The 26,580-nt window shown below is 71.6% G+C and carries 28 protein-coding genes; 12 read left to right on the plus strand and 16 right to left on the minus strand.

Annotation, left to right across the window (positions count from 1 at the left end; all coding sequences use genetic code 11):
* Positions 1-25: 25 nt before the first annotated feature.
* Positions 26-1,216 (minus strand): IS110 family transposase, encoded by a 1,191-nt coding sequence (locus tag ACSHXC_RS13645; RefSeq protein ID WP_438291837.1) that lies wholly within the window; start codon positions 1,214-1,216, stop codon positions 26-28.
* A 550-nt stretch (positions 1,217-1,766) separates the two neighbouring features.
* Positions 1,767-2,351 carry a suppressor of fused domain protein gene (locus ACSHXC_RS13650; protein WP_438291838.1) on the minus strand — a complete coding sequence of 195 codons (585 nt, stop codon included), beginning with the start codon at positions 2,349-2,351 and terminating at the stop codon, positions 1,767-1,769.
* Positions 2,352-2,819: 468 nt separating this feature from the next.
* Here ACSHXC_RS13650 and ACSHXC_RS13655 point away from each other — a divergent pair, with 468 nt between their 5' ends.
* Entirely contained in the window at positions 2,820-3,944 is a 1,125-nt protein-coding gene (locus tag ACSHXC_RS13655) for a magnesium and cobalt transport protein CorA (RefSeq protein WP_438291840.1), read from the plus strand.
* A gap of 4 nt (positions 3,945-3,948) precedes the next feature.
* On the opposite strand, the gene ACSHXC_RS13660 is transcribed toward ACSHXC_RS13655, so the two are convergent.
* A complete protein-coding gene (locus tag ACSHXC_RS13660; RefSeq protein ID WP_438291841.1) occupies positions 3,949-4,854 on the minus strand; it encodes a DMT family transporter in 906 nt (301 codons plus the stop codon).
* A gap of 80 nt (positions 4,855-4,934) precedes the next feature.
* Here ACSHXC_RS13660 and ACSHXC_RS13665 point away from each other — a divergent pair, with 80 nt between their 5' ends.
* Positions 4,935-5,444 (plus strand): hypothetical protein, encoded by a 510-nt coding sequence (locus ACSHXC_RS13665; RefSeq protein WP_438291842.1) that lies wholly within the window; start codon positions 4,935-4,937, stop codon positions 5,442-5,444.
* 18 nt (positions 5,445-5,462) lie between these two features.
* Here the strand turns inward: ACSHXC_RS13665 and ACSHXC_RS13670 are convergent, their stop codons facing one another.
* Positions 5,463-6,215: a hypothetical protein gene (locus ACSHXC_RS13670; protein WP_438291843.1), complete on the minus strand. Its 753-nt coding sequence runs from the start codon at positions 6,213-6,215 to the stop codon at positions 5,463-5,465.
* A gap of 194 nt (positions 6,216-6,409) precedes the next feature.
* Here ACSHXC_RS13670 and ACSHXC_RS13675 point away from each other — a divergent pair, with 194 nt between their 5' ends.
* Genes ACSHXC_RS13675 through ACSHXC_RS13685 form a run of 3 tightly spaced genes read left to right on the plus strand, consistent with a single transcriptional unit; the run spans position 6,410 to position 9,427 of the window.
* Positions 6,410-7,687 (plus strand): magnesium transporter MgtE N-terminal domain-containing protein, encoded by a 1,278-nt coding sequence (locus ACSHXC_RS13675; protein WP_438291844.1) that lies wholly within the window; start codon positions 6,410-6,412, stop codon positions 7,685-7,687.
* Positions 7,674-8,249, plus strand: a complete 576-nt coding sequence (locus tag ACSHXC_RS13680; protein ID WP_438291845.1) for a DUF1003 domain-containing protein — start codon at positions 7,674-7,676, stop codon at positions 8,247-8,249. The genes ACSHXC_RS13675 and ACSHXC_RS13680 overlap by 14 nt, the downstream gene beginning before the upstream one ends.
* Positions 8,250-8,293: 44 nt before the next feature.
* Positions 8,294-9,427 carry an Mrp/NBP35 family ATP-binding protein gene (locus ACSHXC_RS13685; protein ID WP_438291846.1) on the plus strand — a complete coding sequence of 378 codons (1,134 nt, stop codon included), beginning with the start codon at positions 8,294-8,296 and terminating at the stop codon, positions 9,425-9,427.
* A 101-nt stretch (positions 9,428-9,528) separates the two neighbouring features.
* Here ACSHXC_RS13685 and ACSHXC_RS13690 read toward each other — a convergent pair whose 3' ends face one another.
* From ACSHXC_RS13690 to sigE, 5 genes are all read right to left on the minus strand, one after another.
* Positions 9,529-10,206, minus strand: a complete 678-nt coding sequence (locus ACSHXC_RS13690) for a hypothetical protein (RefSeq protein ID WP_438291847.1) — start codon at positions 10,204-10,206, stop codon at positions 9,529-9,531.
* A 128-nt stretch (positions 10,207-10,334) separates the two neighbouring features.
* A complete protein-coding gene (locus ACSHXC_RS13695; RefSeq protein ID WP_438291848.1) occupies positions 10,335-10,787 on the minus strand; it encodes a sec-independent translocase in 453 nt (150 codons plus the stop codon).
* Positions 10,788-10,968: 181 nt separating this feature from the next.
* Positions 10,969-12,798: a trypsin-like peptidase domain-containing protein gene (locus tag ACSHXC_RS13700; protein ID WP_438291849.1), complete on the minus strand. Its 1,830-nt coding sequence runs from the start codon at positions 12,796-12,798 to the stop codon at positions 10,969-10,971.
* Positions 12,799-12,888: 90 nt separating this feature from the next.
* On the minus strand, positions 12,889-13,866 hold the full coding sequence (locus tag ACSHXC_RS13705; RefSeq protein ID WP_438291850.1) for an anti-sigma factor family protein: 978 nt from the start codon (positions 13,864-13,866) through the stop codon (positions 12,889-12,891).
* Positions 13,863-14,639: an RNA polymerase sigma factor SigE gene (sigE, locus tag ACSHXC_RS13710; protein ID WP_438296563.1), complete on the minus strand. Its 777-nt coding sequence runs from the start codon at positions 14,637-14,639 to the stop codon at positions 13,863-13,865. Before sigE ends, ACSHXC_RS13705 begins: the two co-directional genes overlap by 4 nt.
* Positions 14,640-14,804: 165 nt before the next feature.
* Between sigE and ACSHXC_RS13715 the strand changes: the two genes are divergently transcribed.
* Complete coding sequence (locus ACSHXC_RS13715) at positions 14,805-15,470, plus strand: O-methyltransferase (protein WP_438291852.1); 666 nt, start codon at positions 14,805-14,807, stop codon at positions 15,468-15,470.
* 111 nt (positions 15,471-15,581) lie between these two features.
* Here the strand turns inward: ACSHXC_RS13715 and ACSHXC_RS13720 are convergent, their stop codons facing one another.
* Positions 15,582-15,749, minus strand: a complete 168-nt coding sequence (locus ACSHXC_RS13720) for a DUF3117 domain-containing protein (protein WP_003966491.1) — start codon at positions 15,747-15,749, stop codon at positions 15,582-15,584.
* Positions 15,750-16,069: 320 nt separating this feature from the next.
* Here ACSHXC_RS13720 and ACSHXC_RS13725 point away from each other — a divergent pair, with 320 nt between their 5' ends.
* Positions 16,070-16,870, plus strand: a complete 801-nt coding sequence (locus tag ACSHXC_RS13725; RefSeq protein ID WP_438291853.1) for an enoyl-CoA hydratase/isomerase family protein — start codon at positions 16,070-16,072, stop codon at positions 16,868-16,870.
* A 22-nt stretch (positions 16,871-16,892) separates the two neighbouring features.
* Here the strand turns inward: ACSHXC_RS13725 and ACSHXC_RS13730 are convergent, their stop codons facing one another.
* Positions 16,893-17,474 (minus strand): DNA-3-methyladenine glycosylase I, encoded by a 582-nt coding sequence (locus ACSHXC_RS13730; protein ID WP_438291854.1) that lies wholly within the window; start codon positions 17,472-17,474, stop codon positions 16,893-16,895.
* Positions 17,471-17,881 (minus strand): hypothetical protein, encoded by a 411-nt coding sequence (locus tag ACSHXC_RS13735; protein WP_438291855.1) that lies wholly within the window; start codon positions 17,879-17,881, stop codon positions 17,471-17,473. Before ACSHXC_RS13735 ends, ACSHXC_RS13730 begins: the two co-directional genes overlap by 4 nt.
* Positions 17,882-17,994: 113 nt before the next feature.
* Here ACSHXC_RS13735 and folP point away from each other — a divergent pair, with 113 nt between their 5' ends.
* Positions 17,995-18,879, plus strand: coding sequence for a dihydropteroate synthase (gene folP, locus ACSHXC_RS13740; protein WP_438291857.1), 885 nt, complete (start codon positions 17,995-17,997; stop codon positions 18,877-18,879).
* 7 nt (positions 18,880-18,886) lie between these two features.
* Here folP and ACSHXC_RS13745 read toward each other — a convergent pair whose 3' ends face one another.
* Positions 18,887-19,648 carry a TIGR00730 family Rossman fold protein gene (locus ACSHXC_RS13745; protein ID WP_438291859.1) on the minus strand — a complete coding sequence of 254 codons (762 nt, stop codon included), beginning with the start codon at positions 19,646-19,648 and terminating at the stop codon, positions 18,887-18,889.
* 188 nt (positions 19,649-19,836) lie between these two features.
* The gene (gene dapE / locus ACSHXC_RS13750) at positions 19,837-20,916 is read right to left on the minus strand and encodes a succinyl-diaminopimelate desuccinylase (RefSeq protein ID WP_438291860.1); all 1,080 of its coding nucleotides are present in this window, start codon (positions 20,914-20,916) and stop codon (positions 19,837-19,839) included.
* Between the two features lie 49 nt (positions 20,917-20,965).
* Between dapE and ACSHXC_RS13755 the strand changes: the two genes are divergently transcribed.
* Both ACSHXC_RS13755 and ACSHXC_RS13760 read left to right on the plus strand, forming a co-directional pair.
* Positions 20,966-21,943, plus strand: coding sequence for a hypothetical protein (locus ACSHXC_RS13755; RefSeq protein ID WP_438296564.1), 978 nt, complete (start codon positions 20,966-20,968; stop codon positions 21,941-21,943).
* 300 nt (positions 21,944-22,243) lie between these two features.
* Positions 22,244-22,699, plus strand: a complete 456-nt coding sequence (locus ACSHXC_RS13760; RefSeq protein ID WP_438291861.1) for an ATP-binding protein — start codon at positions 22,244-22,246, stop codon at positions 22,697-22,699.
* Between the two features lie 76 nt (positions 22,700-22,775).
* Here ACSHXC_RS13760 and dapC read toward each other — a convergent pair whose 3' ends face one another.
* Positions 22,776-23,873: a succinyldiaminopimelate transaminase gene (gene dapC / locus ACSHXC_RS13765; protein WP_438291862.1), complete on the minus strand. Its 1,098-nt coding sequence runs from the start codon at positions 23,871-23,873 to the stop codon at positions 22,776-22,778.
* A 105-nt stretch (positions 23,874-23,978) separates the two neighbouring features.
* Positions 23,979-24,299, minus strand: a complete 321-nt coding sequence (gene fdxA / locus ACSHXC_RS13770; protein WP_018845645.1) for a ferredoxin — start codon at positions 24,297-24,299, stop codon at positions 23,979-23,981.
* A gap of 141 nt (positions 24,300-24,440) precedes the next feature.
* On the opposite strand from fdxA, the gene ACSHXC_RS13775 reads away from it, so the two are divergent.
* A complete protein-coding gene (locus ACSHXC_RS13775) occupies positions 24,441-25,436 on the plus strand; it encodes a GNAT family N-acetyltransferase (protein ID WP_438291863.1) in 996 nt (331 codons plus the stop codon).
* A 17-nt stretch (positions 25,437-25,453) separates the two neighbouring features.
* Positions 25,454-26,284 carry a transglutaminase family protein gene (locus tag ACSHXC_RS13780; protein ID WP_438291865.1) on the plus strand — a complete coding sequence of 277 codons (831 nt, stop codon included), beginning with the start codon at positions 25,454-25,456 and terminating at the stop codon, positions 26,282-26,284.
* Positions 26,285-26,580 lie beyond the last annotated feature (296 nt).

Raw genomic sequence — 26,580 nt, forward strand, 5'->3', positions numbered from 1 at the left:
GCGAGCCGATTCCTAATGCCGTCTGTCAAGCCGCAGAGGCGGTCGGCGGTGTGAGCTCGTAGCACCGTCCGTCGCGGAGAAGGGCCCAGAGGACGTTGACGCGGCGACGAGCGAGGGCAAGGACGGCCTGGGTGTGACGCTTACCCTCGGCGCGTTTGCGGTCGTAGAACCGGCGGGATTCCTCGGACCGTCGGATGCTGAACAGCGCGGAGGTGTAGAGCACGCGCTGGAGCCGTCGGTTGTATCGCTGCGGGCGCCGCAGGTTCCCGCTGATCTTTCCGGAGTCGCGCGGGACCGGGGCGACGCCGCCGAAGGCGGCGAGGCGGTCAGGGGTCCCGAAGGCGGCCATGTCGCCGCCGGTAGCGGCCAGGAACTCGGCACCGAGGATGATGCCCAGACCGGGCATGCTGGTGATCACCTCGAAGTGCTGGTGGTCGCGAAACCGGGCCTCGATGAGCTTGTCGAACTCGGCGACCTGCTCGTTGAGGAGCATCACCTCCTTCGCGAGCGTGTGCACCATCTGGGCGGTCAGCTTCTCCCCGGGCAGGCTGGTGTGCTGGCGCTCGGCCGCTTCGACCGCGGTCTCGGCGAGCTGATCGGCTCGGAGAACCTTGCGGTTGCGCAGCCACGTTTCCAGGCGCTTGGCACCGAGCCGGCGGATGGCCGCGGGGGTCTGGTAGCCGGTCAGCAAGGTCAGCGGACCCTTGTTGGTGAGGTCCAGGACCCGTTCCAGGCCGGGGAAGATCCCAGTCAGCTGGGCCCGGAGCCGGTTGACGGTGCGGGTGCGGTCGGCGACGAGGTCTATGCGCCGGCCGGTGAGGATCTTGAGGTCGGTGACCGTCTCGTCGCCGGTGTGTAAGGGGTGCAGGTCGCGGCGGATGCGGACCTGGTCGGCGATGACGGCGGCGTCCTTGGCGTCGGTCTTTCCTTCGCCGCGGTAGCCCTCGGAGGCGCGGTGGATGGCGCGTCCGGAGATGTAGTGGACCGGCTGGTCGTGGTTGAGGAGGATCACGATGGCCAGGGCGGCTCCACCGTCGGCCAGGTCGATTCCCCAGGTCGCCTCGTCGCCCAGGGCCAGGACGTCGGTGAGGAGTTCGAGCAGTTCGGGCTCGTCGTTGGCGACTCGCCGGGACAGCAGCCGGTGGCCGCTCTCGTCGATCGCGACGCAGTGGTGGTGGGTCTTGCCTGCGTCGATGCCGGCCCAGATCGCGGCCATGTGGTGCCTCCGTGCGGTGTGGTGCTGGTGCCTCCCGACGGACGACCTCGCTGTCGATTCCCTACGGAGCGATCATTCGCAATTCCTAATTGGCAGCCGAGTCGTCGTGGGGCGTCGGGTGGCCAATCGGTGGTTGCCACTAGCGGCAGAAGGTTGAAAGCCACGCCCGACGCCCCTGGGTGGGAGAACCATACGAAGGGCTCGCCCGGTCCTGCAGACAACATAGGGAAGGTTGAGGTTCGACTGCGGACCGTGCGCGGCTGGTCGCTCCCCCAAGTTCTCGGCTTCTCCCCCAAGGCCTAAAGGGCCAGGGGGGACCCCCATGAACAGGGGGGACCCCCATCGCGGCGGAGCCGCACGTGTCACAGCCCCGCGCCCCTGGCAGCGTCGATCCTGGCCAGAACCCGGCATCTCCAGCCCGTCATGGGGGTCCCCCCTGGCCCTTAAGGCCTTGGGGGAGATTGAGGACGAGCGCCCTTTAGGCGCGAACGGGGTCTGGGGCGGAGCCCCAGGATCGAGCTGGAGCGCAGGGTGCGTTTCCAGGGGCCCCTCAGTCCAGGCCCACCGACTTCCGCAGCGGGTCGCGCACATCCGTGCCCTGGGTCAGCCAGCGTTCCTCCAGCTCCTTCGCACCCCGCACCCGCTTCCACGCCGCCTCGTTCGTGGTCATCGGGAGCAGAGGCAGGAAGCGGACCGGGTCCATCGGGGCGTCGAGCTCCAGGTCCTCCACCAGGCCGCCCGGCTCGGCGACCAGGACGGAGCTGAACGGGGCGCCCGGCCACAGCGGTTCGCCGACGTCGAGCGAGGCACCCGGGGCCACCACCAGGCCCTCGACCTGCGGCGATGCGGCGAGCACGGCGAGCGGGCGGAGCACCTTGTCGGTGTCGGCGAGCCCGGCGCGTACGGACAGGACCAGTTCGGCCCGGGGGCCCTTCACCGGGTCGGCGAGCGCCGAGGTGGGATCGGCCATCGGCTGGGCGGACATGCCGAGCGTGGCGTACCGGACGATGTCGCCCTCGGTGAACCGCAGCACCTCGATGCGGTCCGTACCGAGAAAGGTGACCGCCGCGCGCGCGTCCGGCTCGCCCAGCGAGGTGTGCAGGCGGGCCTCGACCAGAGCAAGAACATCAACCATGGGGCGAGCATAGAAGGCGTATGCAAGCGGCAAAGACGGGGCTTGACGCAACAGTGGGCTGATAGTCTTGGCCGCTGTTCAGGACAGCAGGAAGTCCCCCACGGGGGACCGGCTGGAGGAGGTGGGGCTGCGATGGATCGAAGTCGGCCTGGCAGTACCAACCGCTCTTCCACGCGCCTGCGTTGTTCCCTGTGAGCTGAGACCCTCCTTACCCGGCATCCGGGTCCGGAAACACCTGAGCCTCCTGGCGTTTCGCCCAACGGAAGAGCACATCGCCCCGCCTTGTCCGTTTCAGTAGCGAACGCCGTCTCCGCGTGCCCCTGTGGTGCCGCCCGCTTTGCGAACGTGTGCGATTGATGCCTTTCGGGGTCGATTCGATACCTCGGTTCTTCTCGTCGCCGTACGTCCCCATTCCGGGCAGTTCCAAGCGTCATGCCCTGCGACGGCCCTCCGTGAAGGAGTCCTGCCATGTCGATGATCCGTGACCTGCGTGCCGTGGTCCGCCCCGCGCTGCGCAAGACCAGCACCCCGTACAGCGGCTACGACAACACCCGCGACCCCTCGGCGAGCAGTGCCGTCGTGGACTGCGCGGTCTACCGCGACGGGCAGCGCGTCCAAGCCGCCGAGGACACGTCCTGCCTGACGCCCCGTGAGGCGATGCGCCGGGTGCGCGAGGGCGGGGGGTTCGCGTGGATCGGCCTGCACGAGCCGACCGAGGCCGAATTCGCCGGTATCGCCGCCGAGTTCGGGCTGCACCCGCTGGCCGTGGAGGACGCGGTCCACGCCCACCAGCGCCCGAAGCTGGAGCGCTACGACGACACCCTGTTCACCGTCTTCAAGACGATCCACTACGTCGAGCACGCCGAGCTCACCGCGACCAGCGAGGTCGTGGAGACCGGCGAGGTGATGTGCTTCACCGGGCGGGACTTCGTCATCACCGTCCGGCACGGCGGCCAGGGCTCGCTGCGCGCGCTGCGCAAGCGCCTCCAGGACGACCCGGAACTCCTCGCCAAGGGCCCCTCCGCCGTCCTTCACGCGATCGCCGACCAGGTGGTCGACGGCTACCTCGCGGTCGTGGACGCGGTGCAGGACGACATCGACGAGGTCGAGATCGAGGTCTTCTCCGCTCCGGCCAAGGGCAGCCCGCGCGGTGTGGACGCCGGCCGGATCTACCAACTCAAGCGCGAGGTACTGGAGTTCAAGCGGGCGGTCTCCCCGCTGCTGCGCCCGATGCAGCTCCTGAGCGAGCGGCCGATGCGCCTGGTCGACCCGGACATCCAGAAGTACTTCCGCGACGTCGCGGACCACCTCGCCCGCGTCCAGGAGCAGGTCGTCGGCTTCGACGAACTGCTCAACTCGATCCTCCAGGCCAACCTCGCACAGGCCTCCGTCGCCCAGAACGAGGACATGCGCAAGATCACGTCCTGGGCGGCGATCATCGCCGTACCGACGATGGTGTGCGGCGTGTACGGCATGAACTTCGAGCACATGCCGGAGCTGCACTGGAAGTACGGCTACCCCGTGGCGATGGGCCTGGTGGCCGTGGCCTGCTTCGCGATCCACCGCACCCTGAAGCGCAACGGCTGGCTGTAAGTGGTCAATTGCGGCTCGCCCGTACGACGAGGGCGAGTCCGGCCAGGATCACGAGCAGCGCCGGGTAGGCGAGGGCCGGGGGCTGCTGGCCGAGCCAGAGGGCCGCGATGAGGGCGGCGCCGGGGGTTTCGAGCAGGATCGCCGTAGAAGTGACGGACGGGCCGAGGCTCGCCACCACCCGGTTCAGCAGGGAGTGTCCGAGCAGCTGGGCCGCGAGCGTGAGCACGGCGAGCTTGAGCCAGGTCCCGGCGTCGTACGAGGTGAGGTCGGCCCCGCTGACGAGGGCGGCCGTCAGGAGCCCGGCGGCGGCCGTGCCGTAGCAGAGGTAGGTGTACGGGACGGTGTCCACGCTCTTGCGGACCTCGGCGCCGAGCAGCACATAGCCGGCCGCCGCGATGCCGCCGCCGAGCGCGAGGGCGTCACCCGCGAGCGCGCGGGGCGACAGGCTGAGGTCGACGCCGGTGAGCATGACGACTCCGGCGCAGGCGGCCAGGGTGCCGGCCCACACCAGGGCGGGCGGGCGGTGGCCGCGCAGGCGCAGCGCGATGGTCGTCCATATCGGGGTGGTGGTGCACAGCGCGGTCGACGAGGCTACGGATGTCATGCTCAGACTGGGCAGCCACAGCCCGAAGTGCAGCGCGAGGAGGCCGCCCGCGCCGATCGTGAGCCCCACCTCGCGCCGGGTCAGCGCGCGCAGCCGGGCGCGGTACTTGAACCAGGCCACCGGGGTCAGCGCCCCGACGGCGAGGGCGTTGCGCCAGAAGGCGATGGCGAGCGCGGGCGCGGCGGTGGCGGCGATCAGCGGCGCGGACAGCGAGACGCTGGAGATGGCGACGGCGAGCAGCGCGACGTCGAGCCGGGGGACGCCCGCGGCGACCGGCGGCGCGGAGGCGGTGGCGGTGGTGGTCACGCCGGAAGCGTAAGGGGCATGGGCAGATTACGGAACTGACTATTCCCGGGGCCCTCTGCTGTTATGGCTACTGTTGTGTCATGACACAGACGTTGCTCGATCAGGCCCTCGTCGAGGAGGCCACGAAGAAGTCCGGCCTCATCTGGGTGCGCGGCACCGGGGTGGCCGAGCGGGCCCTGTGGCACGTGTGGCTCGACGGGGCGGCGTACGTGGTCGGGGGCGGCCCGGGCGAGCAGCCGCTGGAAGGCCTGACGGACGGCGGCACCGCGGCGGTGACGGTCCGCTCGAAGGACAAGGGCGGGCGGCTCGTGGCGTGGACGGCGACGGTGGCCGAGATCCCCCCGGCCACGGACGCCTGGGAGGCTGCGGTGGCCGAACTGAAGGGCAAGCGCCTGAACGCCCCGGACGGCGAGGCGATGCCGGCCCGCTGGGCAGCGGAGTGCCGCCTCCTCAGCCTGACCCCGACGGGCGCCCTCGGAACACCCCCGGAAGGCTCCCTGGCCACGGCCCCGGTCTCATCCCCCGCGACAACGCGGCACGCGGTACCCGCGGCCCTGCCGAGCCTGCTGTTCCGGCGGAAGCGGCGCTGAACGCGGGTGGCGTTCCGGTCAGGTCTTCGGGAGTTGCTTGCCGTAGTCCACCGTGTCGCCCTTCGCCGGCGCGGCCAGCGTGAAGTCCTTGTTCCAGTCGGCCAGTTCGAGGACGCCCGCGCCGCCCGCCCGCTCGAAGCGGAGGGGATAGGGCGTGCCCTGGAGGGAGACGTCGAGGGTGCCGCCCTCGCCGTCCTTGCCCGCCGCGATCCGTACCGTACGGACGTTGCCGACCTCGGACCGGTCGCCCTTGGACAGCGCACCCTGCAGCCCGAGCATCCCCTTGAGCAGCACCGACTTCTCGGTGAACCCGCGCAGTTGCTGGTAGGCGGGATCCTCAGAAGGCACCTTGACGTACTTGTCGTCGAGCTTGCCCGCAGCCGTGGCCGCGCCCCCCGACTCGCTGTGCGACCAGAACCCCGCGTCCGCCTTGAGGAACAGGTCCTCCCCCACCCGCAGCAGCCCGAACGTGCTCTTCTGCGAAGTGACCGTGCCCGTCCCGCCGGTGCCCTTCAGCTTCATGTCGATCTTGTACGAGCCGCCCTTGCTGACCAGCGTCCCCGACAGACGTACCGCGTCCGCGCCGTCCGCCGCCGTCCGCGCCCTGTTCTCGATCTCGGTCGCGGACAGCTTGCCGACGCCGTTGGTCCCCTCGTCCGGATCCGTACCGCACGCGGTGAGCGCCGCGGCGAGGCCCGCGCACAGGGCGAGGGGCAGGGCGGCCCGGCGGGCCCGGACCCGTACCCGTACGGACAAGGGGGATGAGGTCACCTGCGCACTGCCTCTCGCATGGATGTGGGGGGTCGGCAGACCGCACCCTACCCGCAGTGTCTACGCTGCCCGGCAGAGCGCCGTACGGGCGCCCCGCAAGGGCGTACCGTGCCGCCACCGGCTAGCCTGAAACCCTTGTCCCGCAGCGATCGCGGTGGTGCGGAGCAACCCTGAACAGTTAAGGAGGCGCTCGTATGGCGGCAGGCGCCCCCCGGGTCTTCGTATCGCACCTCTCCGGCGTCGCCGTCTTCGACCCCAACGGCGACCAGGTCGGCCGGGTGCGCGACCTCGTGGCGATGCTGCGGGTCGGCCGCCGGCCTCCCCGGCTGCTCGGCATCGTCGTCGAAGTGGCGGGCCGCAGGCTGATCTTCCTGCCCATGACCCGGGTCAGCGGTGTGGAATCGGGCCAGGTCATCACCACCGGCGTGGTCAATCTGCGCCGCTTCGAGCAGCGTCCGACCGAGCGCCTGGTCCTCGGCGAACTCCTGGACCGCCGGGTCACGCTGGTCGAGACCGGCGAGCAGGTGAGCGTCCTGGACGTCGCGATCCAGCAGCTGCCGGCCCGCCGCGACTGGGAGATCGACAAGGTCTTCGTGCGCCGGGGCAAGTCGGGCGCGCTGCGCCGCAAGGGCGAGACGCTGACCGTCGAGTGGTCGGCCGTCACCGGCTTCTCCCTGGAGGAGCACGGCCAGGGTGCCGAGAGCCTCGTCGCCACCTTCGAGCAGTTGCGCCCCGCCGACCTCGCCAACGTCATGCACCACCTCTCGCCCAAGCGCCGCGCCGAGGTGGCCGCCGCCCTCGACGACGACCGGCTCGCGGACGTCCTGGAGGAGCTGCCCGACGACGACCAGGTGGAGATCCTCGGCAAGCTGAAGGACGAGCGGGCCGCCGACGTCCTGGAGGCGATGGACCCGGACGACGCCGCCGACCTGCTCTCCGAGCTGCCCGAGGAGGACAAGGAGCGCCTCCTCACGCTGATGCAGCCCGATGACGCGGCCGATGTGCGCCGGCTGCTCTCGTACGAGGAGCGCACCGCGGGCGGTCTGATGACGACCGAGCCGATCGTGCTGCGCCCCGATGCCACGGTCGCCGACGCCCTGGCCCGCGTCCGCCAGCAGGACCTCTCGCCGGCGCTCGCCGCGCAGGTGTATGTGTGCCGGCCGCCGGACGAGACGCCGACCGGCAAGTACCTGGGCACCGTGCACTTCCAGCGGCTCCTGCGCGAGCCGCCGTTCGCGCTGGTCAGCTCGGTGGTGGACAGCGATCTGAAGCCGCTGCCGCCGGACGCCTCGCTGCCCTCGGTAACCAGCTTCCTCGCCGCGTACAACATGGTGGCCGCGCCCGTGGTGGACGACAGCGGTTCGCTGCTCGGCGCCGTGACCGTCGACGACGTACTCGACCACCTGCTGCCGGACGACTGGCGCGAGACCGAGTTCCACGGGCCGGAGGGGGTACCGGATGGGCGGCACTGACCGGGCGGAGGAGCGCACCCGCGCGAGCGGCGCCAGCGCGCTGCCGCGCGGCCGCACCCGCCTCGACCAGCCGCGCGCACCGCGCGTGCGGCTGCTCCCGGAGTGGGACCCGGAGGCGTTCGGCCGCTTCAGCGAGCGGATCGCGCGGTTCCTGGGCACCGGGCGGTTCATCGTCTGGATGACCCTGATCATCATCCTCTGGGTCGCCTGGAACATCTTCGCGCCGAGCAACCTGCGCTTCGACAACTACCCGTTCATCTTCCTGACCCTCGCCCTGTCGCTCCAGGCCTCGTACGCGGCCCCGCTGATCCTGCTCGCGCAGAACCGGCAGGACGACCGCGACCGGGTCACCCACGAACAGGACCGCAAGCAGAACGAGCGCTCCATCGCGGACACCGAGTACCTCACCCGCGAAATCGCCGCGCTCCGGATGGGCCTCGGCGAGGTGGCCACCCGCGACTGGATCCGCTCCGAACTCCAGGACCTGGTCAAGGAGATGGAGGAGCGCAGAAACGTATTCCCGCCGGAGCGGGCGTACGGACGTGACGAAGGCGACCGCTGAGAGGGCTTTCCGTACTGTGCGGTAAGCGCCGTACCATCGGCGGTATGGCTACGGAAGACGCGGTGCTTGAGGCACTGGCGACGGTGAACGACCCCGAGATCCACCGACCGATCACTGAGCTCGGCATGGTCAAATCGGTTGAGATCGGTGCGGACGGGGCGGTTGCCGTCACGGTGTACCTGACTGTCTCCGGCTGCCCGATGCGCGAGACCATCACCAAGAACGTGACGGAGGCGGTCGAGCGGGTCGAGGGCGTCAGCCGCGTCGATGTGACGCTCGACGTGATGAGCGACGAGCAGCGCAAGGACCTCGCGGCGTCGCTGCGCGGCGGCACCGCCGAGCGCGAGGTGCCCTTCGCCAAGCCCGGCTCGCTGACCCGCGTCTACGCGGTCGCCTCCGGCAAGGGCGGCGTCGGCAAGTCCTCGGTGACGGTGAACCTGGCGGCCGCGATGGCGGCGGACGGTCTGAAGGTCGGTGTCGTCGACGCCGACATCTACGGCCACTCCGTGCCCCGCATGCTGGGCGCCGACGGCAAGCCGACCCAGGTCGAGAACATGATCATGCCGCCGTCCGCGAACGGCGTGAAGGTCATCTCTATCGGCATGTTCACGCCGGGCAACGCGCCGGTCGTGTGGCGCGGCCCGATGCTGCACCGCGCCCTTCAGCAGTTCCTCGCGGACGTGTACTGGGGCGACCTGGACGTCCTGCTGCTCGACCTGCCGCCGGGCACCGGTGACATCGCGATCTCGGTGGCCCAGCTGGTCCCCAACGCCGAGATTCTCGTCGTGACGACCCCGCAGCAGGCCGCGGCCGAGGTCGCCGAGCGGGCCGGCTCCATCGCCGTGCAGACCCACCAGAAGATCGTCGGCGTGGTCGAGAACATGGCCGGGCTGCCCTGCCCGCACTGCGACGAGATGGTCGACGTGTTCGGCACCGGCGGCGGCCAGAAGGTGGCCGAGGGCCTGACGAAGACGACCGGCGCCAACGTGCCGGTGCTCGGCTCCATCCCGATCGACGTCCGCCTGCGCGAGGGCGGCGACGACGGCCGCCCGGTCGTCCTCTCCAACCCGGACTCCCCCGCGGGCGCCGCGCTGCGCGCCATCGCGGGCAAGCTGGGCGGCCGCGCCCGCGGCCTGTCGGGCATGTCCCTGGGGATCACCCCGCGCAACAAGTTCTAGTAGGCGTACGCAGCAGCCGTAAAGGGGCGCCTCGCTGTTGCGGGCGCTCCTTACGCATGCGGCCATCGGCTCTGGGCGCCCTCAGGCGTGCCCGCGCCAGGTCATTCGTACGCCCTGATGTCCTTGACCACCGAGAAGGCGAGCCCGTACGCGCTCAGACCGCGCCCGTAGGCCCCCAGGTGCACGCCGTTCTGGGCCGAGCCGGCGAGGATCCAGCCGAACTCGGACTCGCGGTAGTGGAAATCCGTCGGCTCCCCGTCGACGGGGAGCGAGAGCGTCGACCAGTCGGGGCCTTCCAGGTCGTCGGCGAGCTCCCAGGCCGTCTCGGTCTGCTGGTCCAGCCATTCGCCGCGCCGGACGTGGTCCATCTGCGCGGGCCAGGTGAAGGCCAGCAGGCCCGAACCGGCCAGCCAGGCCGCCGAGGAGCCCGACGTGGCCTCCAGGACGCCGCCGTCGCCGCTGTGGCGCACCGGGTTGGCGGCGATGGTCACGACCACCGCGAACCGGTCCCGGTCGGCCGCGGCCGCCGCCTCGGGCCGTATCGACGGCTCGTCGCCGTGCCCGATCGAGCCGTGCTGGACGGTGCCGTCGGCGGCCTGCGCGACCTGCATGAGCCAGCGCGCCCCGGTGAACGCGTCGTCGAGGCCGTACCAGGGGAAGGGCGCGCGCAGATAGCCGTCGAGCGTACGCCGGGCCGGCGGCGCTCCCTCCGGTGTGGACCGGGTGCCCTCGGGCACCCCGTGAGCGGAATCCCCCGCTACCCGGCTTGTCGTCTCCATCGCCCGGCCGCCTCCTGGATCTAGCGTCCGGAGCGGCCCGCCCCCGCGGGCGTCCTGGCTGCCGGACAGATGGAGGATAGCCACCCCGCCGTGGCTCACCCGAAAAACGCGAGGCGGATTGGCGTGTATCAGGTGGCGTCGGCGTCGAACGGGGGGCGCTCGCCCGGGCCCAGCTTCTCGCGCTTCTTCAGCAGGTCGGGGGTGCCGCCCGAGCCGTTCACCGAGCCGTTGGCGGCCGTGGTGGCGGTGGCCGATTCGCGCCCGTGCACCGCGTCGGCGACCTCTTCCATGTCCTTGCGGAGGTCGAAGCTGTTGCGGATCTCCTTGAGCCCCAGGTCGTCGTTGTCCATGAGCTGCTTGCGGACGAACGTCTTGGGGTTGAGGTCCTCGAACTCGAAGTCCTTGAACTCCGGGCCGAGCTCGGCCCGGATGTCCTGCTTGGCGCTCTCGGAGAAGCTGCGCACCTTGCGGATGACGTTCGAGACGTCCTGGATCAGCTTGGGCAGCTTGTCCGGACCGAAGATGAGCACGGCGAGCACCACGAGTGTGACCAGCTCCATGGGCCCGATGTCGTTGAACACCCGCTGCTCCTCGTGTTCTCAGTGCTCGCGATCTCGGCGCTTGATACTCAGCTCCGCGTCCGGTCATGGACCGCTCCACGGTACCCGGCCGAACTGTCGGCGCGGTACCCGCGGGGTGACCTTTGGGCATCGGTACGGGGCCGGTGGGGCACCCGGTCCGCGGGCGCCCCGAGGGCCGGGGTCAGGAGGAGGAGCCGAGCGTCAAAGTGAGCTCCTGCGCCTTGCCGTCCCGCTGGACGGTGAGCTTGAGCTGGTCTCCGGGCCGGTGCGCGCGGATCTTCACTATCAACTCCTCGCCGCTGTGCACCCGCTGGCCGTCCACCTTGGTGATCACGTCCTGCGACCTGATGCCCGCCTTGGCGCCGGGGCCGTCGGTGGCGACGGCCGGCTTGCCGTCGCTCGCCTTGTCTCCGACGCGGGCGCCGTCTCCGGTGAACTTCATGTCGAGCGTGACGCCGATCACGGGGTGCGTGGCCTTGCCGGTGTTGATCAGTTCCTCGGCGACCCGCTTGGCCTGGTTGACCGGTATGGCGAAGCCGAGCCCGATCGATCCTGCCTGGCCGCCGCTGCCCTCCGTGCTGCCGCTCCCGGCCGACCTGATCGCGCTGTTGATGCCGATGACGCGGGCCTTGGAGTCGACGAGCGGGCCGCCGGAATTGCCCGGGTTTATGGGGGCGTCGGTCTGGAGCGCGTCGACATAGCTGACGTCGCTGCCGTCGCCGCTCTCGCCCCCGGCCGTGATCGGGCGCTCCTTGGCGCTGATGATCCCCGACGTCACCGTGTTGGAGAGGTCGAAGGGCGCCCCGATGGCCACCACCGGGTCGCCGACCAGGACGTTGTCGGAGTTGCCGAGCGGCAGCGGCTTCATGCCCGATACGCCGTCGACCTTGACGACCGCGAGGTCGTACCCGGAGTCGCGGCCGACCACCTGGGCGGGCGCGCTCTCGCCGCCGCTGAAGGTCACCGAGATCTTCCCGGAGTCGCCCGCGGGCTGGACGACGTGGTTGTTGGTCAGGATGTGCCCGGCGTTGTCGAGCACGAAGCCGGTGCCGGTGCCCGACTCGGTGGCGCCGATGACATGAATGGTGACCACGCTGGGCAGCGCGCTCGCCGCGATCCCGGCGACGCTGTCCGGCGCCCGACCCTGCGGCTCCTTGCCGGACTGTGGCAGCTTGACACTGGTGATGCCGCCGTTGCGCTCGACGTACGCGCCCACACCGCCGCCGATGCCGCCGGCGACCAGCGCGAGCAGCACGGCCCCGACGAGCAGCGCCCCGCGCCGCCGCCTCTTCGGCTCGGGCCGCCCGATCTGACTGAGCGGCTCCCCGGGCACGGCCCAGGGGTCGTACTGCAGCCACTGCGAGGCGGGAGGCGCGGGAGGCGCGGCGTACGAGGCCTGCGGCGCGGGCGCCTGCTGTACGGGAGCCTGTGGCGCGGGCACCTGGGCGGCCGGTGCCTGAGGTGCGGCATAGGCGGACTGCTGAGGCAGCGAGGTGCCCCCCGGCGGCGTCGGCACCGGCCGCTGCACGGGCGGCGCGGGCGCCCACGGCCCGGGGCCGCCGTAGGGCGGCGTGCCATAGGGATCCGGCGCGTGCAGGGGCTGCCGGGGCGCGAGGGGCTCGGGCTCGGGCTCGGTGAGCCTGACCGGCTCAGCAATCGCGTCCGGCTCGGCGCCCGGATCGGTGCTGAACTCGGTGGCGGGCTCCAGAGGTGCGTCATGTGCCGTGTGCGGGTCGCCCGCGTCGTCGCTCGGCGGAGCCGGGGCGGCCGGGGTCACGTCCTGGGGCGACGGGGCCGATATCGGGTTCGCCGGGTGCGCCTCGGCCGCCGAGGTCGCGGCCACCCCGCCCGCCGGAACCGGCGGAGCCAAGTCATAGGTGTCGGCCGGGACTTCGGCCGAGGGCGCCGATGCCGGGGCTTCGGTTGCCGGGGCTTCGGTTCCGCGGGGGCGGCCTGCCTGCGGTCGGCTCCACCACTTCGGCTTCGGCCCGGTGGGCTTCTGCTCGTTCATGCTCTCCCCGCAACTGGCTTCCCTGCGTGCTCCGACGAGCACCCCTCCCCCGGATTCAACCAGGTTGCCGGGGGCGAGGGCAGGGCGCGGTCAGCGCCGGGCGATGAGCGGAAGCCCGGAGGCGATCGGAGCCGCCAGATGCGTCGGCGCCGCCGGAGCCGCGGACGGCGTGACGGCGAGCACTCCGGTCGTGAGGTCGGTCGTGGTGAGCGGGAGCGTCGATACGGCCGGCCGTATCAACGGAGGCAGCGACGAGCCGTTCAGCCGGGCCGCGGGGAATGCGCCGCCCAGCGGCTGGACCGGCCCGTTCTGCGCGGGCATGCCGCTCAGGCCGCGCGAGGCCGGGGCCGTGGGCTGTGCGGACATGGCCGAAAGAAGGCTGGCCGCGGCGCCGCCACGACGCCGGTCCTCGGCCGAACTGCCGCTCGGCGCCGGGGAGTTGGAGCGCATCGGGACGACATTGCTGCCGCTGCCCGCCGCGCGGGCGCCGGACGTCGAGCTGAGCGGCAGCGTGCCACCGAGCGCGATCGCCGCCAGGGACACGGCACTGGCGGCGGCGAACGCGAATCTGCGGCCCCGCCACACCGAGCCCGGCCGGTCCTGCTCGGACCTGCCCACCTCGTGGATGCGGAAGCCGCCGCTCAGCCCGTCGGGCAGCACCGCCGCATGGGAGCCGACCGGAACGTAGCCGAAGCCGCCCGAGCGGGGAACGCGCGGGTCCTGGGGGCCGCCCGCGGTGGGGGTCAGCACCCCGAATCCTCCGAAGAACCCGTCGGCCTGGCGCCCCCCGCCGAACGGTGAGTCGCCGTCGTCACCTCCGGGCCCGGCCGGTCCGCCGGGCAGGCCCTGGAGCCGGGCGAGGAAGCCTTCGGAGGGCGGCGGCGGGGCCGCCCGGGCGAAGACGTTCTTCAGGTTGCGCTGGGCGTCGGCCTCCGCCTTGCACTTGGCGCAGGTCGCGAGGTGGGACAGGACGCGCTCGCGGGCATCGTGGTTCAGCTCGCCGTCGACCAGGGCCGCGAGCCGGTCCCCGAGGTGCTGTTCCGCCGGGGTGGGACTCGTACCACTCACGCCGTCCCCTCTCCGGCCACCCCGAGAGCTCCCGGCGCCACCCCCGCCAGCGCGCGCTGCTGCTCGGCGCGGGCTTCGGGCGAACGGTGCTGGAGGGCCTTGCGCAGGTGGGAGCGGCCGCGGTGGATCCGGCTGCGGACGGTGCCGAGCTTCACCCCGAGGGTGGCCGCGATCTCCTCGTACGAGAGGCCCTCGATGTCGCACAGGACGACGGCCGCGCGGAACTCGGGCGCGAGGGTGTCGAGCGCCTGCTGGACGTCGGCGTCGAAGTGGGCGTCGTTGAAGACCTGTTGGGGGCTGGGCTCGCGGCTGGGCAGCCGCTCCGCCGCGTCGTCCCCGAGCGCGTCGAAGCGGATGCGCTGGCGGCGGCGGACCATGTCCAGGAAGAGGTTGGTGGTGATGCGGTGCAGCCAGCCCTCGAACGTGCCCGGCGTGTACGTCGACAGGGAGCGGAAGACGCGGACGAAGACCTCTTGCGTGAGGTCCTCGGCGTCGTGCTGGTTTCCCGTCAGGCGGTAGGCGAGGCGGTAGACCCGGCCGCTGTGCGTGCTGACGATCTCCTCCCACGAAGGGGGAGTCCACGCCTGGGAATCCGCGTCGGCGAACGTCGCGGTGGTTGCGGAGCTGGTAGCGCGGGAACGGTCAGCAATGTTGGTCACGGATTTCGGCTCACCCGCCGACCTGAGAAAGCGCCGCAGCACTCCTCCCCGATCCACAGGCGCAGCCGCACCTCCCCTGTCGGCTCTGGTGGTGTCCAGTGGAGCCCCTACCATAGCCACCTCGCCCGTTAGCTCCGGATAAGAATCTTTACGTGCATTTGGGACCGGCTTACGGCCCTCTTCCCCGAACTTGTCCATGTGCTCCCCCGCGGTTCCCCCTGCCCTCCATAACGCGCGGTCCCATCTGCGGGTTCCCGACTCCAGCGGATACAGTCACCGTTGCGCCAACCAAGGGGACAGGAGAGGGCCATTACCGCCAACCGGCAGACGAGCTGGGCGTTCGCGGACGCCTTTGTCGCCGAGGACGACGCGCTGCGCTGGGCCCGTGACCGGGCCCGGGAGGCAGGCCTGCGTTCGGTGTCCCCGGGGACAGGCGCCGCGCTGCGGCTGCTCGCTGCCACGGCTGAGGCGAAGGCGGTCGCGGAGATCGGCACCGGAACCGGCGTCTCCGGCATCTACCTTCTGCAGGGCCTGCGTCCGGACGGTGTGCTGACCACCGTCGATCCGGAACCGGACCGCCAGCAGTTCGCCAAGCAGGCGTTCCGCGCGGCCGGGTTCGCGGGCAACCGGGCCCGGTTCATCCCCGGGCGCGCCCTGGACGTACTGCCGCGGCTCGCGGACGGCGGGTACGACCTGGTGTTCTGCGACGGCGACCGCATGGAGTCGCTCGACGTCCTCGCTGAATCGTTGCGCCTGCTGCGACCGGGCGGAATCGTCTGCTTCGAGGGCGTCTTCGCCGATGGCCGTACGGTCGATTCGGGGATCCAGCCGGCCGAGGTGCTGCGGCTGCGCGAACTGCTGCGCACGGTGCGCGAGAGCACGGAGCTCGTGGAGTCGCTGCTTCCGGTCGGCGACGGGCTGCTCTGCGCGGTTCGCCGCGGCTGACCGGCCTCCCGCTCCCGCACGGCCCCGCACACACAACACCGCCCCGGTTCGGCATGCACTGGCATGCATGCCGAACCGGGGCGGTGAAGAGTCTGGGTCGAACCCGCTGGCTCAGCCGACGACCTTCTTCAGGGCATCGCCGAGTGCATCGGCCTCGTCCGGAGTCAGCTCGACGACAAGCCGACCGCCGCCTTCGAGCGGAACGCGCATGACAATGCCCCGCCCCTCCTTGGTCACCTCGAGCGGGCCGTCGCCCGTCCGCGGCTTCATGGCCGCCATGCTCGTTCCCCTTCCTGAAACCAGCTCATCGTCAGCCGACGGCCCCCGGGATTGGGCACGCGTCACGGCATCGAACACATTGCTTCCAGGTCATTATCCCGCATCGCAGGACCCGATGACCAACATCGGTCGGCATCGCTTGGGCAACGCGCTCTATCAAAACCACTCAATTCGGCGATCCGCCTGCGATACTTCGCCGCCGCGGGTTCCTCCCGGCGCCCCGATTGTTTGACGCAGGTCACATGCCCACCGCTCGTGATCTCCGCCATGCTGAGCGGATACGACACCTGAGAAGCATCCGCGACGGAGGGGATCCCACCATGGCCGACACCGTGCTGTACGAGGTGAGCGACGGGCTCGCGACGATCACGATCAACCGGCCCGAGGCCATGAACGCCATGAACACGGAGGCGAAGGTCGCGCTCCGCGAGGCGGTGCGGGCCGCGGCCTCGGACCCGGCGGTACGGGCCGTGCTGCTGACCGCGACCGGCCGGGCGTTCTGCGTCGGCCAGGACCTGAAGGAGCACGTCGCGTCGCTGACGGCGGACCGCGAGGCGGGCACCGGCCAGACGATGAGCACCGTGCAGGAGCACTACAACCCGATCCTGAAGGCGCTCACCGAGATGCCGAAGCCCGTGGTGGCCGGCGTCAACGGGGTGGCGGCGGGCGCCGGGCTCGGCTTCGCGCTGGCCGCGGACTACCGGGTGGTCGCGGACACGTCCGCGTTCAACACCTCGTTCGCCGGGGTGGCCCTGACCGCCGACTCGGGCGTCTCATGGACGCTGCCGCGCCTGATCGGCCAGTCCCGCGCGGCCGACCTGCTGCTGTTCCCGCGCTCGATCTCCGCGGCGGAGGCGTACGAGATCGGCCTGGTCAACAAGGTCGTACCGGCCGCCGAGCTGGCGGAGCAGGCCCTCGCTGTGGCCCGGGCGCTGGCCGAGGGGCCGACCGTGGCGTACGGCGCGCTCAAGGAGTCGCTGGCCTACGGCGCGGGCCACACGCTGGCCGAGGCGCTGGAGAAGGAGGACGAGCTCCAGACGAAGGCGGGCGCCTCCGAGGACCACGCCATCGCGGTGGCCGCGTTCCTCGCCAAGGAGAAGCCGAAGTACGTCGGCCGCTGAGCCGGGCGGTCCGGGGCGGTGCTCAGGCGCCGTCCCGTGCCACGCAGTCCACGAGGTGGTCGTCGACCAGGCCGCACGCCTGCATCAGGGCGTACGCCGTGGTCGGGCCGATGAAGCGCAGGCCGCGCTTCTTCAGGGCCATGGACAGGGCCGTCGACTCGTCGGTGACGGCCGGGACTTCGGACAGTGTGCGCGGGGCCGGGCGGGTCGCCGGGTCCGGGGCGTACGACCAGATGAGGGCGTCGAGCTCGCCGGGCGACCAGCCGGCGAGGGCCTGCGCGTTGGCGACCGTCGCCTCGATCTTGAGGCGGTTGCGGATGATGCCCGCGTCGCCGAGCAGCCGCTCCTTGTCGGCGTCGGTGAACTCGGCCACCTTCGCGATCCTGAAGTCGGCGAAGGCCTTCCGGAAACCCTCGCGGCGGCGCAGGATCGTGATCCAGGAGAGCCCCGACTGGAAGGCCTCCAGGCAGAGCCGTTCGTACAGCGCGTCGTCGCCGTGCACCGGGCGGCCCCACTCGGTGTCGTGGTACGCCACATATTCCTCGGCGGAGAGCCCCCAGGGGCAGCGCAGCCGGCCGTCGGGTCCGGGGATCGCGCCGCTCATCGCCGGGGCTCCTCGTCGGACGGCCCGGTCGCGGGGTCCTGTGTCGCGAGGTCCGGAGTCGCGAGGTCTTGTGCCGCGGGGCCCTGGCCGCCGGCCACGAGGCGCTTCCGGCTGCCTTCGAGCGTGGTCTGGAGCTCGGCGATCCGGGCGTCCCGCTCGGCGAGCTCCGCGCCCAGCCTGCTCAGCACGTCGTCGACGTCCGCCATCCGGTAGCCCCGCAGCACCACCGGGATGCGCAGCGCCTCCACGTCGGCCCGGGCCACGGGGCGGTGCTCGGGCAGCGGATCCACCAGATGCTCCGGCTCGGTGTCGGGCAGCACCGCGCCGTCGTCGCCACCTCCGCCCACCACGGCGAGGGTCACTGCGGCGACCACGACGACCATCGCGATCAGCAAGAACCAGAACACGAGCGAGCCTCTTCCCGACGCCGGAAACTGTTCGGGTCCGATCGTGCCATGCGGCACTGACAGTTAGGGTCGCAGGCGGACAACGGCCCGGACCACAGCAAAGGACACAGGGGATGCACAGCGGAACGGACCGCGGCACGCTGCGGCTGGGACGACGCGAGTTCGCCGCGTACGAACCGGTGATCATGGCCATCGTGAACCGGACCCCCGACTCCTTCTACGACCAGGGCGCGACCTTCCGCGACGAGCCCGCGCTCGCCCGCGTGGAGCAGGCGGTGGCCGAGGGCGCGGCCATCATCGACATCGGCGGGGTGAAGGCGGGCCCCGGCGACGAGGTCACGCCCGAGGAGGAGGCGCGGCGCACGGTCGGCTTCGTGGCCGAGGTGCGCAGGCGGTTCCCCGACGTCGTCATCAGCGTGGACACCTGGCGGCACGACGTGGGCGCGGCGGTCTGCGAGGCCGGCGCGGACGTCCTGAACGACGCGTGGGGCGGCGTCGACCCCAAGCTCGCCGAGGTCGCGGCGCGCTACGGGGCGGGGCTCGTGTGCACCCACGCGGGCGGTGTGGAGCCGCGCACCCGGCCGCACCGGATCGCCTACGACGACGTGGTGGCGGACATCCTGCGGGTCACCGTGGGCCTGGCCGAGCGGGCCGTGGAGCTGGGCGTGCGGCCCGACGGGATCATGATCGACCCCGGTCACGACTTCGGGAAGAACACCCGGCACAGCCTGGAGGCGACGCGGCGCCTCCAGGAGATGACCGACACCGGGTGGCCGGTCCTGGTCTCGCTGTCCAACAAGGACTTCGTGGGCGAGACGCTGGACCGGCCGGTGAAGGAGCGGTTGATCGGGACGCTGGCGACGACGGCGGTGTCCGCGTGGCTGGGTGCCCGGGTCTACCGCGTCCACGAGGTGGCGGAGACCCGCCAGGTCCTGGACATGGTGGCCTCCATCGCGGGCCACCGCGCCCCGGCGGTGGCCCGGCGGGGGCTGGCCTAGGGCGCGCCTAGCGTCCCGTCTCCTTGGTGACCAGGGCGACCGCCTCGTCCACGTCGTCGGTGACGTGGAACAGCAGGAGGTCGCCCGCGGAGGCCTTGCCCTGGCCGACCACGGTGTTCCGCAGCCAGTCCACGAGCCCGCCCCAGTACTCCGTGCCGAACAGCACGATCGGGAAGCGGGTGACCTTGCGGGTCTGGACCAGGGTGAGGGCCTCGAACAGCTCGTCCAGGGTGCCGAGTCCGCCCGGCAGCACGACGAAGCCCTGCGCGTACTTGACGAACATCGTCTTGCGCACGAAGAAGTAGCGGAAGTTGATCCCGATGTCGACGTGCGGGTTGAGCCCCTGCTCGAAGGGGAGCTCGATGCCGAGGCCGACGGAGATGCCGTTGGCCTCCCGCGCGCCCCGGTTCGCGGCCTCCATCGCACCGGGCCCGCCGCCGGTGATCACGGCGAAGCCCGCGTCGACCAGGGCCCGCCCGATCCGCACGCCCGCCTCGTACTCGGGCGATCCGGCCGGTGTGCGGGCCGAGCCGAACACGCTGATGGCGCTGGGCAGTTCGGCGAGTGCGCCGAAGCCTTCGACGAACTCGGACTGGATGCGCATGACCCGCCAGGGGTCGGTGTGCACCCACTGGGAGTCGCCCTCGGTGTCGAGGAGGCGCTGGTCCGTGGTGCCGGGCTGAACCTGATCGCGGCGGCGCAGCACTGGTCCGAGCCGCTGTTCCAGCCGCTGCTCCGCCGGAAACGGGCTTCCCTCGGGGTTGGCCATGCCGTGCTCCCTCCGCTGACGATGTTGCGCGTGCTCAGCCAGGGTAGGTCGGCGAACGTTACGAATGGCGAAATTCAGGCAGGCCACACTCCTACCGAAGCCTTGAAAGTCTTGAAAGCCCTGAAAGAAAGGCTCGCCCGCCCGGAGCGAGCCCCTCAGGACTTCATCCGAGCCCTCATGAAGAAGGCTCAGCCGGTCAGCCAGGCGTACAGCCGCTGCTCGCACCGCGTGATCCGGTCCACGACGACGTGTTCGTTGCGCTTGTGGGCCAGGAGCGCGTCGCCGGGCCCGTAGTTGACGGCGGGCACGCCGAGGCCGCCGAAGCGCGAGACGTCGGTCCAGCCGAACTTGGGGCGTGCGGTGCCGCCGACCGCCGCCATGAAGGCGGCCGCCGCCGGGTGCGAGAGCCCGGGCAGCGCGGCCCCCGAGTGGTCGTCGACGACGAACTCGGCGATGTCGCAGTCCGCGAAGACCTCGCGGACGTGGGCGACGGCCTGCTCACCCGTGATGTCGGGCGCGTACCGGTAGTTGACGACGACCGTGCACTCGTCCGGGATCACATTGCCGGCGACGCCGCCCTCGATGCGTACCGCGTTGAGGCCCTCGTGGTATTCCAGGCCGTCGATCACCGGGCGGCGCGGCTCGTAGGCGGCCAGCTTCGCGAGGATGGGCGCGACCTTGTGGATGGCGTTGGAGCCCATCCAGCTGCGCGCGGAGTGGGCACGCTCGCCGCGGGTCTTCAGGAGGACCCGCAGCGTGCCCTGGCAGCCGCCCTCGACCTCGGTGTCGGAGGGTTCGAGCAGCACCGCGAAGTCGCCCTGGAGCCACTCGGGGTGGGCCTCGGCGACCTTGCCGAGGCCGTTGAGGTGGGCCGCGACCTCTTCGTTGTCGTAGAACACGAAGGTCAGGTCCCGGTTGGGTGCGGTCACCGTCTGCGCGATGCGCAGCTGCACCGCCACGCCCGACTTCATGTCGCTCGTCCCGCAGCCCCACAGCACGCCGTCCTCGTCGAGGCGGGAGGGCACGTTGTCGGCGATCGGCACGGTGTCGATGTGCCCGGCCAGGATGATCCGCTCGGCCCGGCCCAGGTTCGTGCGCGCCACGATGTTGTTGCCGTGCCGGTCGACGGTGAGGTGCGCCAGCTTGCGCAGCTCGCGCTCGATGGCGTCCGCGAGGGGCTTCTCCTCGCCGCTCACGGAGGCGAAGTCGACGAGCTGGGCGGTCAGCGTGGGCGCGTCCGCGGTGAGATCCAGGGTGGTATCGGCCATGGATCCGACCCTAGCTCCCCCGCTGAGGCTCTCTTCGCGCTCCAGTACGGTGGGCACCGTGTCCGAGCCCAACAACCTCCCGCGCCCCTCCCGACGCGGCCGCCTCCTCCGTGTCGGAGCGGCCCTCGTGGTCCTGCTCGCGATCGCCGGATATCTGGTGGTGCAGTACGTGAGCGGAGGTCCGGGCGCGCCCAGATGCGTGGCGGGGACGGGTGACGGGCAGGGGGCCACGTTCGAGATGAGCCCCGAGCAGGCGGAGAACGCGGCCACGATCTCGGCCGTCGGCATCTCGCACGGGATGCCGGAGCGGGCGGTGACGATCGCCCTTGCCACCGCGATGCAGGAGTCGGGCCTGCGCAATCTGAACCACGGCGACCGGGACTCGCTCGGCCTGTTCCAGCAGCGGCCCTCGCAGGGCTGGGGCAACGCCGAGCAGATCATGGACCCGGTCTACTCGGCCGGGAAGTTCTACAAGCACCTCGCCGAGGTCCCCGGCTACTCGCGGCTGCCGCTGACCGTGGCCGCGCAGAAGGTGCAGCGCAGCGCCTACCCGCAGGCGTACGCGAAGCACGAGCCGGACGCGGCGGTCCTCACGGCCGCGCTGACCGGCCGCGAGTCCGCGTCGCTGACCTGCACGGTCGCCAAGAACGCGCGGCCGGGCGACCCCGCGCAGGTGCGTGCCGGGCTGACGAAGGCGTTCGGCGAGGGAACCGTTCCGGACGGGCAGCCGGCCGGCGCGGGCCACGACGTCACGGTGCCGGTGCGCGTCACCGAGGGCACGGCCGCGGCGGGCACCGACCGGGTGCAGCGCGGCTGGGCGCTGGCGCACTGGGCGGTCGCCCAGGCCTCCTCGCTGCACATCGCGCAGGTCTCCTACGCGGGCCGCACCTGGAGCGCGGACGACTCGGCCGACGGCTGGTCCAAGGCCCCCGCCTCCGCGACGGTCCCCGCCTCGGCCGGGCAGGGTTCCGCCGCCGGTTCCCCGGGCGACGGTACGCAAGAGGTACGGATCACCCTCGCACCGTAACCGGCAGTCCGTTCGGCAAGGCACTCGTCCGAAGTACCCCGCCATCCCCGGCGTGGCCTTTCGCACCCGCGTCCGTACGGCGATCCGAAGAATCGTCAATTCCCTTGGGGTCAAAGGGATCTGATGGTTCGTCAGGGATCTGGGCGGTGATTCATTTGCCCGTTTTTATCCGGAGTAGATAATGCGACGCATTACGAACTCTTTACCCTGGGTCACCGCAACCTCTCCTCCCCTCACGACGGTTGTCACTGCGTCCGAACGCCGGACAGTCACACATTTCCAACCGTCTGAAGGAGCATCATGTCCCTCCCCCTGACCCGTCGGATCGCCCGCGCCGCGCTGCTCATCGCGGCAGGTGCAGCGCCCGTGGTCGGTGCGGCCGGCTCCGCAAGCGCCGTGGAACTCCCCCAGGCCGCGCCCAACCTCGGCGGCCTGACCCAGATGGACCCCAGCTCGGTCAGCAACACCGTCGACGGGGTGGCCCAGAAGGCCACCGGCCTGGCCGGCGACACCGGCGCCGCCACCGTCAAGAAGGCCGTGCCGATGGCGGGCAAGACGGTCGGGTCGGCGGGCAAGGTGGCCACCCCGGCCGCGCAGAAGGCGGCCGGTGACGCGGCGGGCAGCGCGGGCGAGATCCTCGGCTCGGCCACCCAGACCGCCACCCAGGGCGGCCTGCCCACCCCCCAGGGCGTGCCCACCCCGGGCCTGCCGGGCGCCGAGCAGCTCCCGCTGAAGGGCCTGCCGATCGGCGGCTGAGCCGCAAGCGTCAGGTGATGCGAAGGGGCCCGGGGAGTGCGAACTCCCCGGGCCCCTTCGTGTGCGTACGTACGGGCTACTGCCCGAGCCGCTTCACGGCCGCCTCGACGCGCTCGTCGGTCGCCGTGAACGCGACCCGTACGAACCGCTCGCCCGCCTCGCCGTAGAAGTCCCCGGGCGCCACCAGGATGCCGAGCTCGGCGAGGTGGGCCACCGTCTCCCAGCAGCCCTCGTCGCGGGTCGCCCACAGGTACAGGCTGGCCTCGCTGTGCTCGATGCGGAAGCCGTGCTTGACCAGGGCCTCGCGCAGCGCCGCCCGCCGCGCCGCGTACCGCGCCCGCTGCTCCTGTACGTGCGCGTCGTCGCCCAGGGCCGCGACGGTGGCCGCCTGCACGGGCGCGGCGGTCATCATGCCGCCGTGCTTGCGGATCTGGAGCAGCTCGCCCAGGACGGCCGCGTCACCGGCGATGAACGCGGCCCGGTAGCCGGCCAGGTTGGAGCGCTTGGACAGCGAGTGGACGGCCACGATGCCGTCATGGCTGCCCCCGCACACGTCCGGGTGCAGCACCGAGACGGGCTCCGCCTCCCAGCCCAGCTCCAGGTAGCACTCGTCCGAGAAGATCAGCACGCCGTGCTCGCGGGCCCACGCCACGATGCGTACGAGCTCGTCCTTGGCGAGGACCCGGCCGGTCGGGTTGGACGGCGAGTTGAGCCAGAGCAGCTTCAGGTTGGCGGGGTCGAGCCGGGTGGGGTCGTCGTAGACGACGGGCTCCGCGCCGCACAGGCGCGCACCAACCTCGTACGTCGGGTACGCGAGCCGGGGGTAGGCCACCTGGTCGCCGGCGCCGAGGCCGAGCTGGGTGGGCAGCCAGGCCACCAGTTCCTTGGAGCCGACCACCGGCAGGATGTTGGCGTGCTCGACGGAGCGCGCGCCGAGGCGCTTCTCCAGCCACCCCTTGATCGCGTCCCGCAGCGCGGGCGTGCCCCACACCGTCGGATAGCCCGGCGAGTTCGCGGCCCCGGTCAGGGCCTGCTGCACGAGCTCGGGGACCGGGTCCACGGGCGTGCCGACGGAGAGGTCCACGATGCCGTCCGGGTGGGCCGCGGCCGTCGCCTTGTACGGCTCCAGCTTGTCCCAGGGGAAGACGGGAAGGCGCGAGGAGACTGCGCTCACGAAAGGGGCTCACTTTCTCGTACGTACGGTGCGGCGGGCGGCCGGGCCGGGAAACACCGCGGCCCCGCACGGCAGCTGAGCCGTACGGGGACCGGGGAAGCGTGCTCAGCCGTTCTGCGGCGGCAGCGCTGCGATGAAGGGGTGGTCCCGCTCGATCAGGCCGAGCTTGGAGGCGCCACCGGGCGAGCCGAGCTCGTCGAAGAACTCGACGTTCGCCTTGTAGTAGTCCTTCCACTCGTCCGGGGTGTCGTCCTCGTAGAAGATCGCCTCGACCGGGCACACCGGCTCGCAGGCGCCACAGTCGACGCATTCATCCGGGTGGATGTACAAGGACCGGGAGCCCTCGTAGATGCAGTCGACCGGGCACTCTTCGATACACGCCTTGTCCTTGACGTCGACACAAGGCTGCGCGATGACGTAGGTCACGCTGTCGTTCCTCCTCGGTAGGGCGCGGCGGGCCGATCTGCGGCTCCGTCCACGTGGCGCGCGGGAGCGCGGCGTCGTCGATGCCCACACCTAGTATCTCCGGTTCGGAGCACGATCCGAACAGGAGGGGCGGAGAGACCTGTGGAATTCACCACCGGCGGACGGCTTGAGGTCCGAATTACGGCTGCCGATACGGGCAAACGCGTATCAGTCCGGCGTCTGGACCCCAGCGGAACTCCAGGCTCCCTGTTCACGGACACGGTCGGCGTACTCACATCATGGGACAACGGTGTGTTGTCGATCACACGAAAGAGCGGTGAGACGGTGCGCATCGAGGAGTCCACGCTGGTGGCGGGCAAGGTCGTTCCCGCAGCCCCGGCCCGCCGCCGCGGTCCCGCCGCCTCGTTCGAGGAGCTCGCGCCGGTCCTGGCGCGCGCCTGGCAGCCCGTGGAGAGCGAGCGGCTCGGCGCGTGGACGCTGCGGGCCGCGGCCGGCTTCACCCGCCGGGCGAACTCGGTGCTGCCGCTGGGCGACCCTGGCCTCCCCCTGCCCGACGCTCTCGACCGCGTACGCGACTGGTACGCGGCCCGCGGTCTTCCCGCCTACATCCAGACCGCCACGGGCGCCGCGGGCACCCAGGAGCGGCTCTGCACGGATCTTGAACAGGCGGGCTGGGAGCGGGAGGTGAGCGCCGAGGTGCGGATCGCGGCCCTCGCGCCGATCGCCGACCTGGACGCGGACGTGTCCCGGGTGCGCCTTGAGCGCACGGTCGACGAGGCGTGGCTGAGCCGCTACCAGCGGTCGGTGACTCCCGGCGAACACGTCCTGAAGGTCCTGAACAGCGGCCCCTCGGTGTGGTTCGCCTCGGTACCCGGCGACGGGGCGGCGCCCGCGGCGATCGGGCGGTGCGTGGTGGACGGGCGCTGGGCGGGCTTCATGGCGGTCGAGGTGGACCCGGCACTGCGCCGCCAGGGCCTCGCGACGGCCGTCATGACCGCGCTGGCCCGCCGCGCCCTGGACGAGGGCGCATCGGCCGCCTGGCTCCAGGTGGAGGCCGACAACGACGCCGCCCGCGCGCTCTACGAGGGCCAGGGTTTCGCGACGCACCACAGCTACCACCACTTCCGATCTCGCTGACCGGGTACGAGGCTGACATGAATCCGGAAGTCACCGACTGGCGGCGGGAGTTCGCCGAGGAGGCCCGCTCGGAACGTCCCGACGTGGTGACGCTCTGCCTCCTGCTCGGCGCGGTCGCCGACCCCGCGCTCGGCCAACGGGGCATCGACGCCGCCCAGATCGAGCTGGACCGGCTCGCCGGGCTGCTCCCCTACGGCATCACCGGCTCCCGCCCCTGGGCCCTGGCGACGGCCGAACTCCTCGGCGCCACCTGCGGCTTCCACGGCAGCCCGCCCGACTACCAGCGCCTGGAGTCGTCCCTGCTGCACGAGGTGCTGCGGCGCCGGCGGGGCTTGCCCATCCTGCTCTCGGTGGTCTGGATGGAGGTGGCCCGGCGGGCCGGGGCGCCGGTGTACGGGGTCGCGCTGCCCGGCCACTTCGTGGTCGGGTTCGGCCCGCCCCGGGACCGGGTCCTCGCCGACCCGTTCGACGGGGGCCGGCTCCTGACCGGCGCGGATACGGAGCTCCTGGTGGCCGGTGCGACGGGCGCGCCCTTGGACGAGTCCATGCTCAGCCCGGCCGCCCCGCTGGACGTCATCCTGCGCATCCTGAACAACATCCGCGCGTGGGCCTCGGCGCGTCCGGAGCGCAGCGACGTCGCCCTGTGGGCAGTGGAGCTCTCCCTGCTGCTCCCCTCCCACCCGGCCCGCCTGCGCTTCGAGCGGGCCCAGCTTCTCGTGCAGCGCGGAGACTTCCTCGCCGGGGCGGCCGAGCTCGACCGGTACGCGGACGTGGTGGAGCCGGTGGAGCCGGCCACGGCGGAATCGGTCCGGCGCCGGGCTCGGGCGGCCCGGGCCATGCTCAATTAGCTCGCGCTGCGGGGTGGGTTTACTTGGGTGCGGGCCCACCCCACTGCGGCCGATTGCGCAGTTCCCCGCGCCCCTAGCAGCACTGGCCCTGGTCAGCACCGGCATCTTCAGCCCGTCATGGGGTCCCCCCTGGCCCTTAAGGCCTTGGGGGAAATTGAGGACGAGCGCCTTTCGGGCGCGAACGGGGCCTGGGGCGGAGCCCCAGGAACGACGACCGGGCCGCACCCGGACATCTCACCCCCGGCGGGTTTCGGGGAGGGGCGGGGTGGGGCCATCGGGGTCTGGGGCGGAGCCCC

Origin of the sequence: Streptomyces sp. HUAS TT7 (genome assembly GCF_051550175.1) — a bacterium.
GTDB lineage: Bacteria > Actinomycetota > Actinomycetes > Streptomycetales > Streptomycetaceae > Streptomyces.

Excerpts from the sequence above, each read along its gene's own strand:
- ACSHXC_RS13645 (WP_438291837.1), bottom strand. The coding sequence starts at position 1,216 with ATGGCCGCGATCTGGGCCGGCATCGACGCAGGCAAGACCCACCACCAC.
- ACSHXC_RS13650 (WP_438291838.1), bottom strand. The coding sequence starts at position 2,351 with ATGGTTGATGTTCTTGCTCTGGTCGAGGCCCGCCTGCACACCTCGCTG.
- ACSHXC_RS13655 (WP_438291840.1), top strand. The coding sequence starts at position 2,820 with ATGTCGATGATCCGTGACCTGCGTGCCGTGGTCCGCCCCGCGCTGCGC.
- ACSHXC_RS13665 (WP_438291842.1), top strand. The coding sequence starts at position 4,935 with ATGACACAGACGTTGCTCGATCAGGCCCTCGTCGAGGAGGCCACGAAG.
- ACSHXC_RS13675 (WP_438291844.1), top strand. The coding sequence starts at position 6,410 with ATGGCGGCAGGCGCCCCCCGGGTCTTCGTATCGCACCTCTCCGGCGTC.
- ACSHXC_RS13680 (WP_438291845.1), top strand. The coding sequence starts at position 7,674 with ATGGGCGGCACTGACCGGGCGGAGGAGCGCACCCGCGCGAGCGGCGCC.
- ACSHXC_RS13685 (WP_438291846.1), top strand. The coding sequence starts at position 8,294 with ATGGCTACGGAAGACGCGGTGCTTGAGGCACTGGCGACGGTGAACGAC.
- ACSHXC_RS13690 (WP_438291847.1), bottom strand. The coding sequence starts at position 10,206 with ATGGAGACGACAAGCCGGGTAGCGGGGGATTCCGCTCACGGGGTGCCC.
- ACSHXC_RS13700 (WP_438291849.1), bottom strand. The coding sequence starts at position 12,798 with ATGAACGAGCAGAAGCCCACCGGGCCGAAGCCGAAGTGGTGGAGCCGA.
- sigE (WP_438296563.1), bottom strand. The coding sequence starts at position 14,639 with ATGGTAGGGGCTCCACTGGACACCACCAGAGCCGACAGGGGAGGTGCG.
- ACSHXC_RS13720 (WP_003966491.1), bottom strand. The coding sequence starts at position 15,749 with ATGGCGGCCATGAAGCCGCGGACGGGCGACGGCCCGCTCGAGGTGACC.
- ACSHXC_RS13725 (WP_438291853.1), top strand. The coding sequence starts at position 16,070 with ATGGCCGACACCGTGCTGTACGAGGTGAGCGACGGGCTCGCGACGATC.
- ACSHXC_RS13730 (WP_438291854.1), bottom strand. The coding sequence starts at position 17,474 with ATGAGCGGCGCGATCCCCGGACCCGACGGCCGGCTGCGCTGCCCCTGG.
- folP (WP_438291857.1), top strand. The coding sequence starts at position 17,995 with ATGCACAGCGGAACGGACCGCGGCACGCTGCGGCTGGGACGACGCGAG.
- ACSHXC_RS13745 (WP_438291859.1), bottom strand. The coding sequence starts at position 19,648 with ATGGCCAACCCCGAGGGAAGCCCGTTTCCGGCGGAGCAGCGGCTGGAA.
- dapE (WP_438291860.1), bottom strand. The coding sequence starts at position 20,916 with ATGGCCGATACCACCCTGGATCTCACCGCGGACGCGCCCACGCTGACC.
- ACSHXC_RS13760 (WP_438291861.1), top strand. The coding sequence starts at position 22,244 with ATGTCCCTCCCCCTGACCCGTCGGATCGCCCGCGCCGCGCTGCTCATC.
- ACSHXC_RS13780 (WP_438291865.1), top strand. The coding sequence starts at position 25,454 with ATGAATCCGGAAGTCACCGACTGGCGGCGGGAGTTCGCCGAGGAGGCC.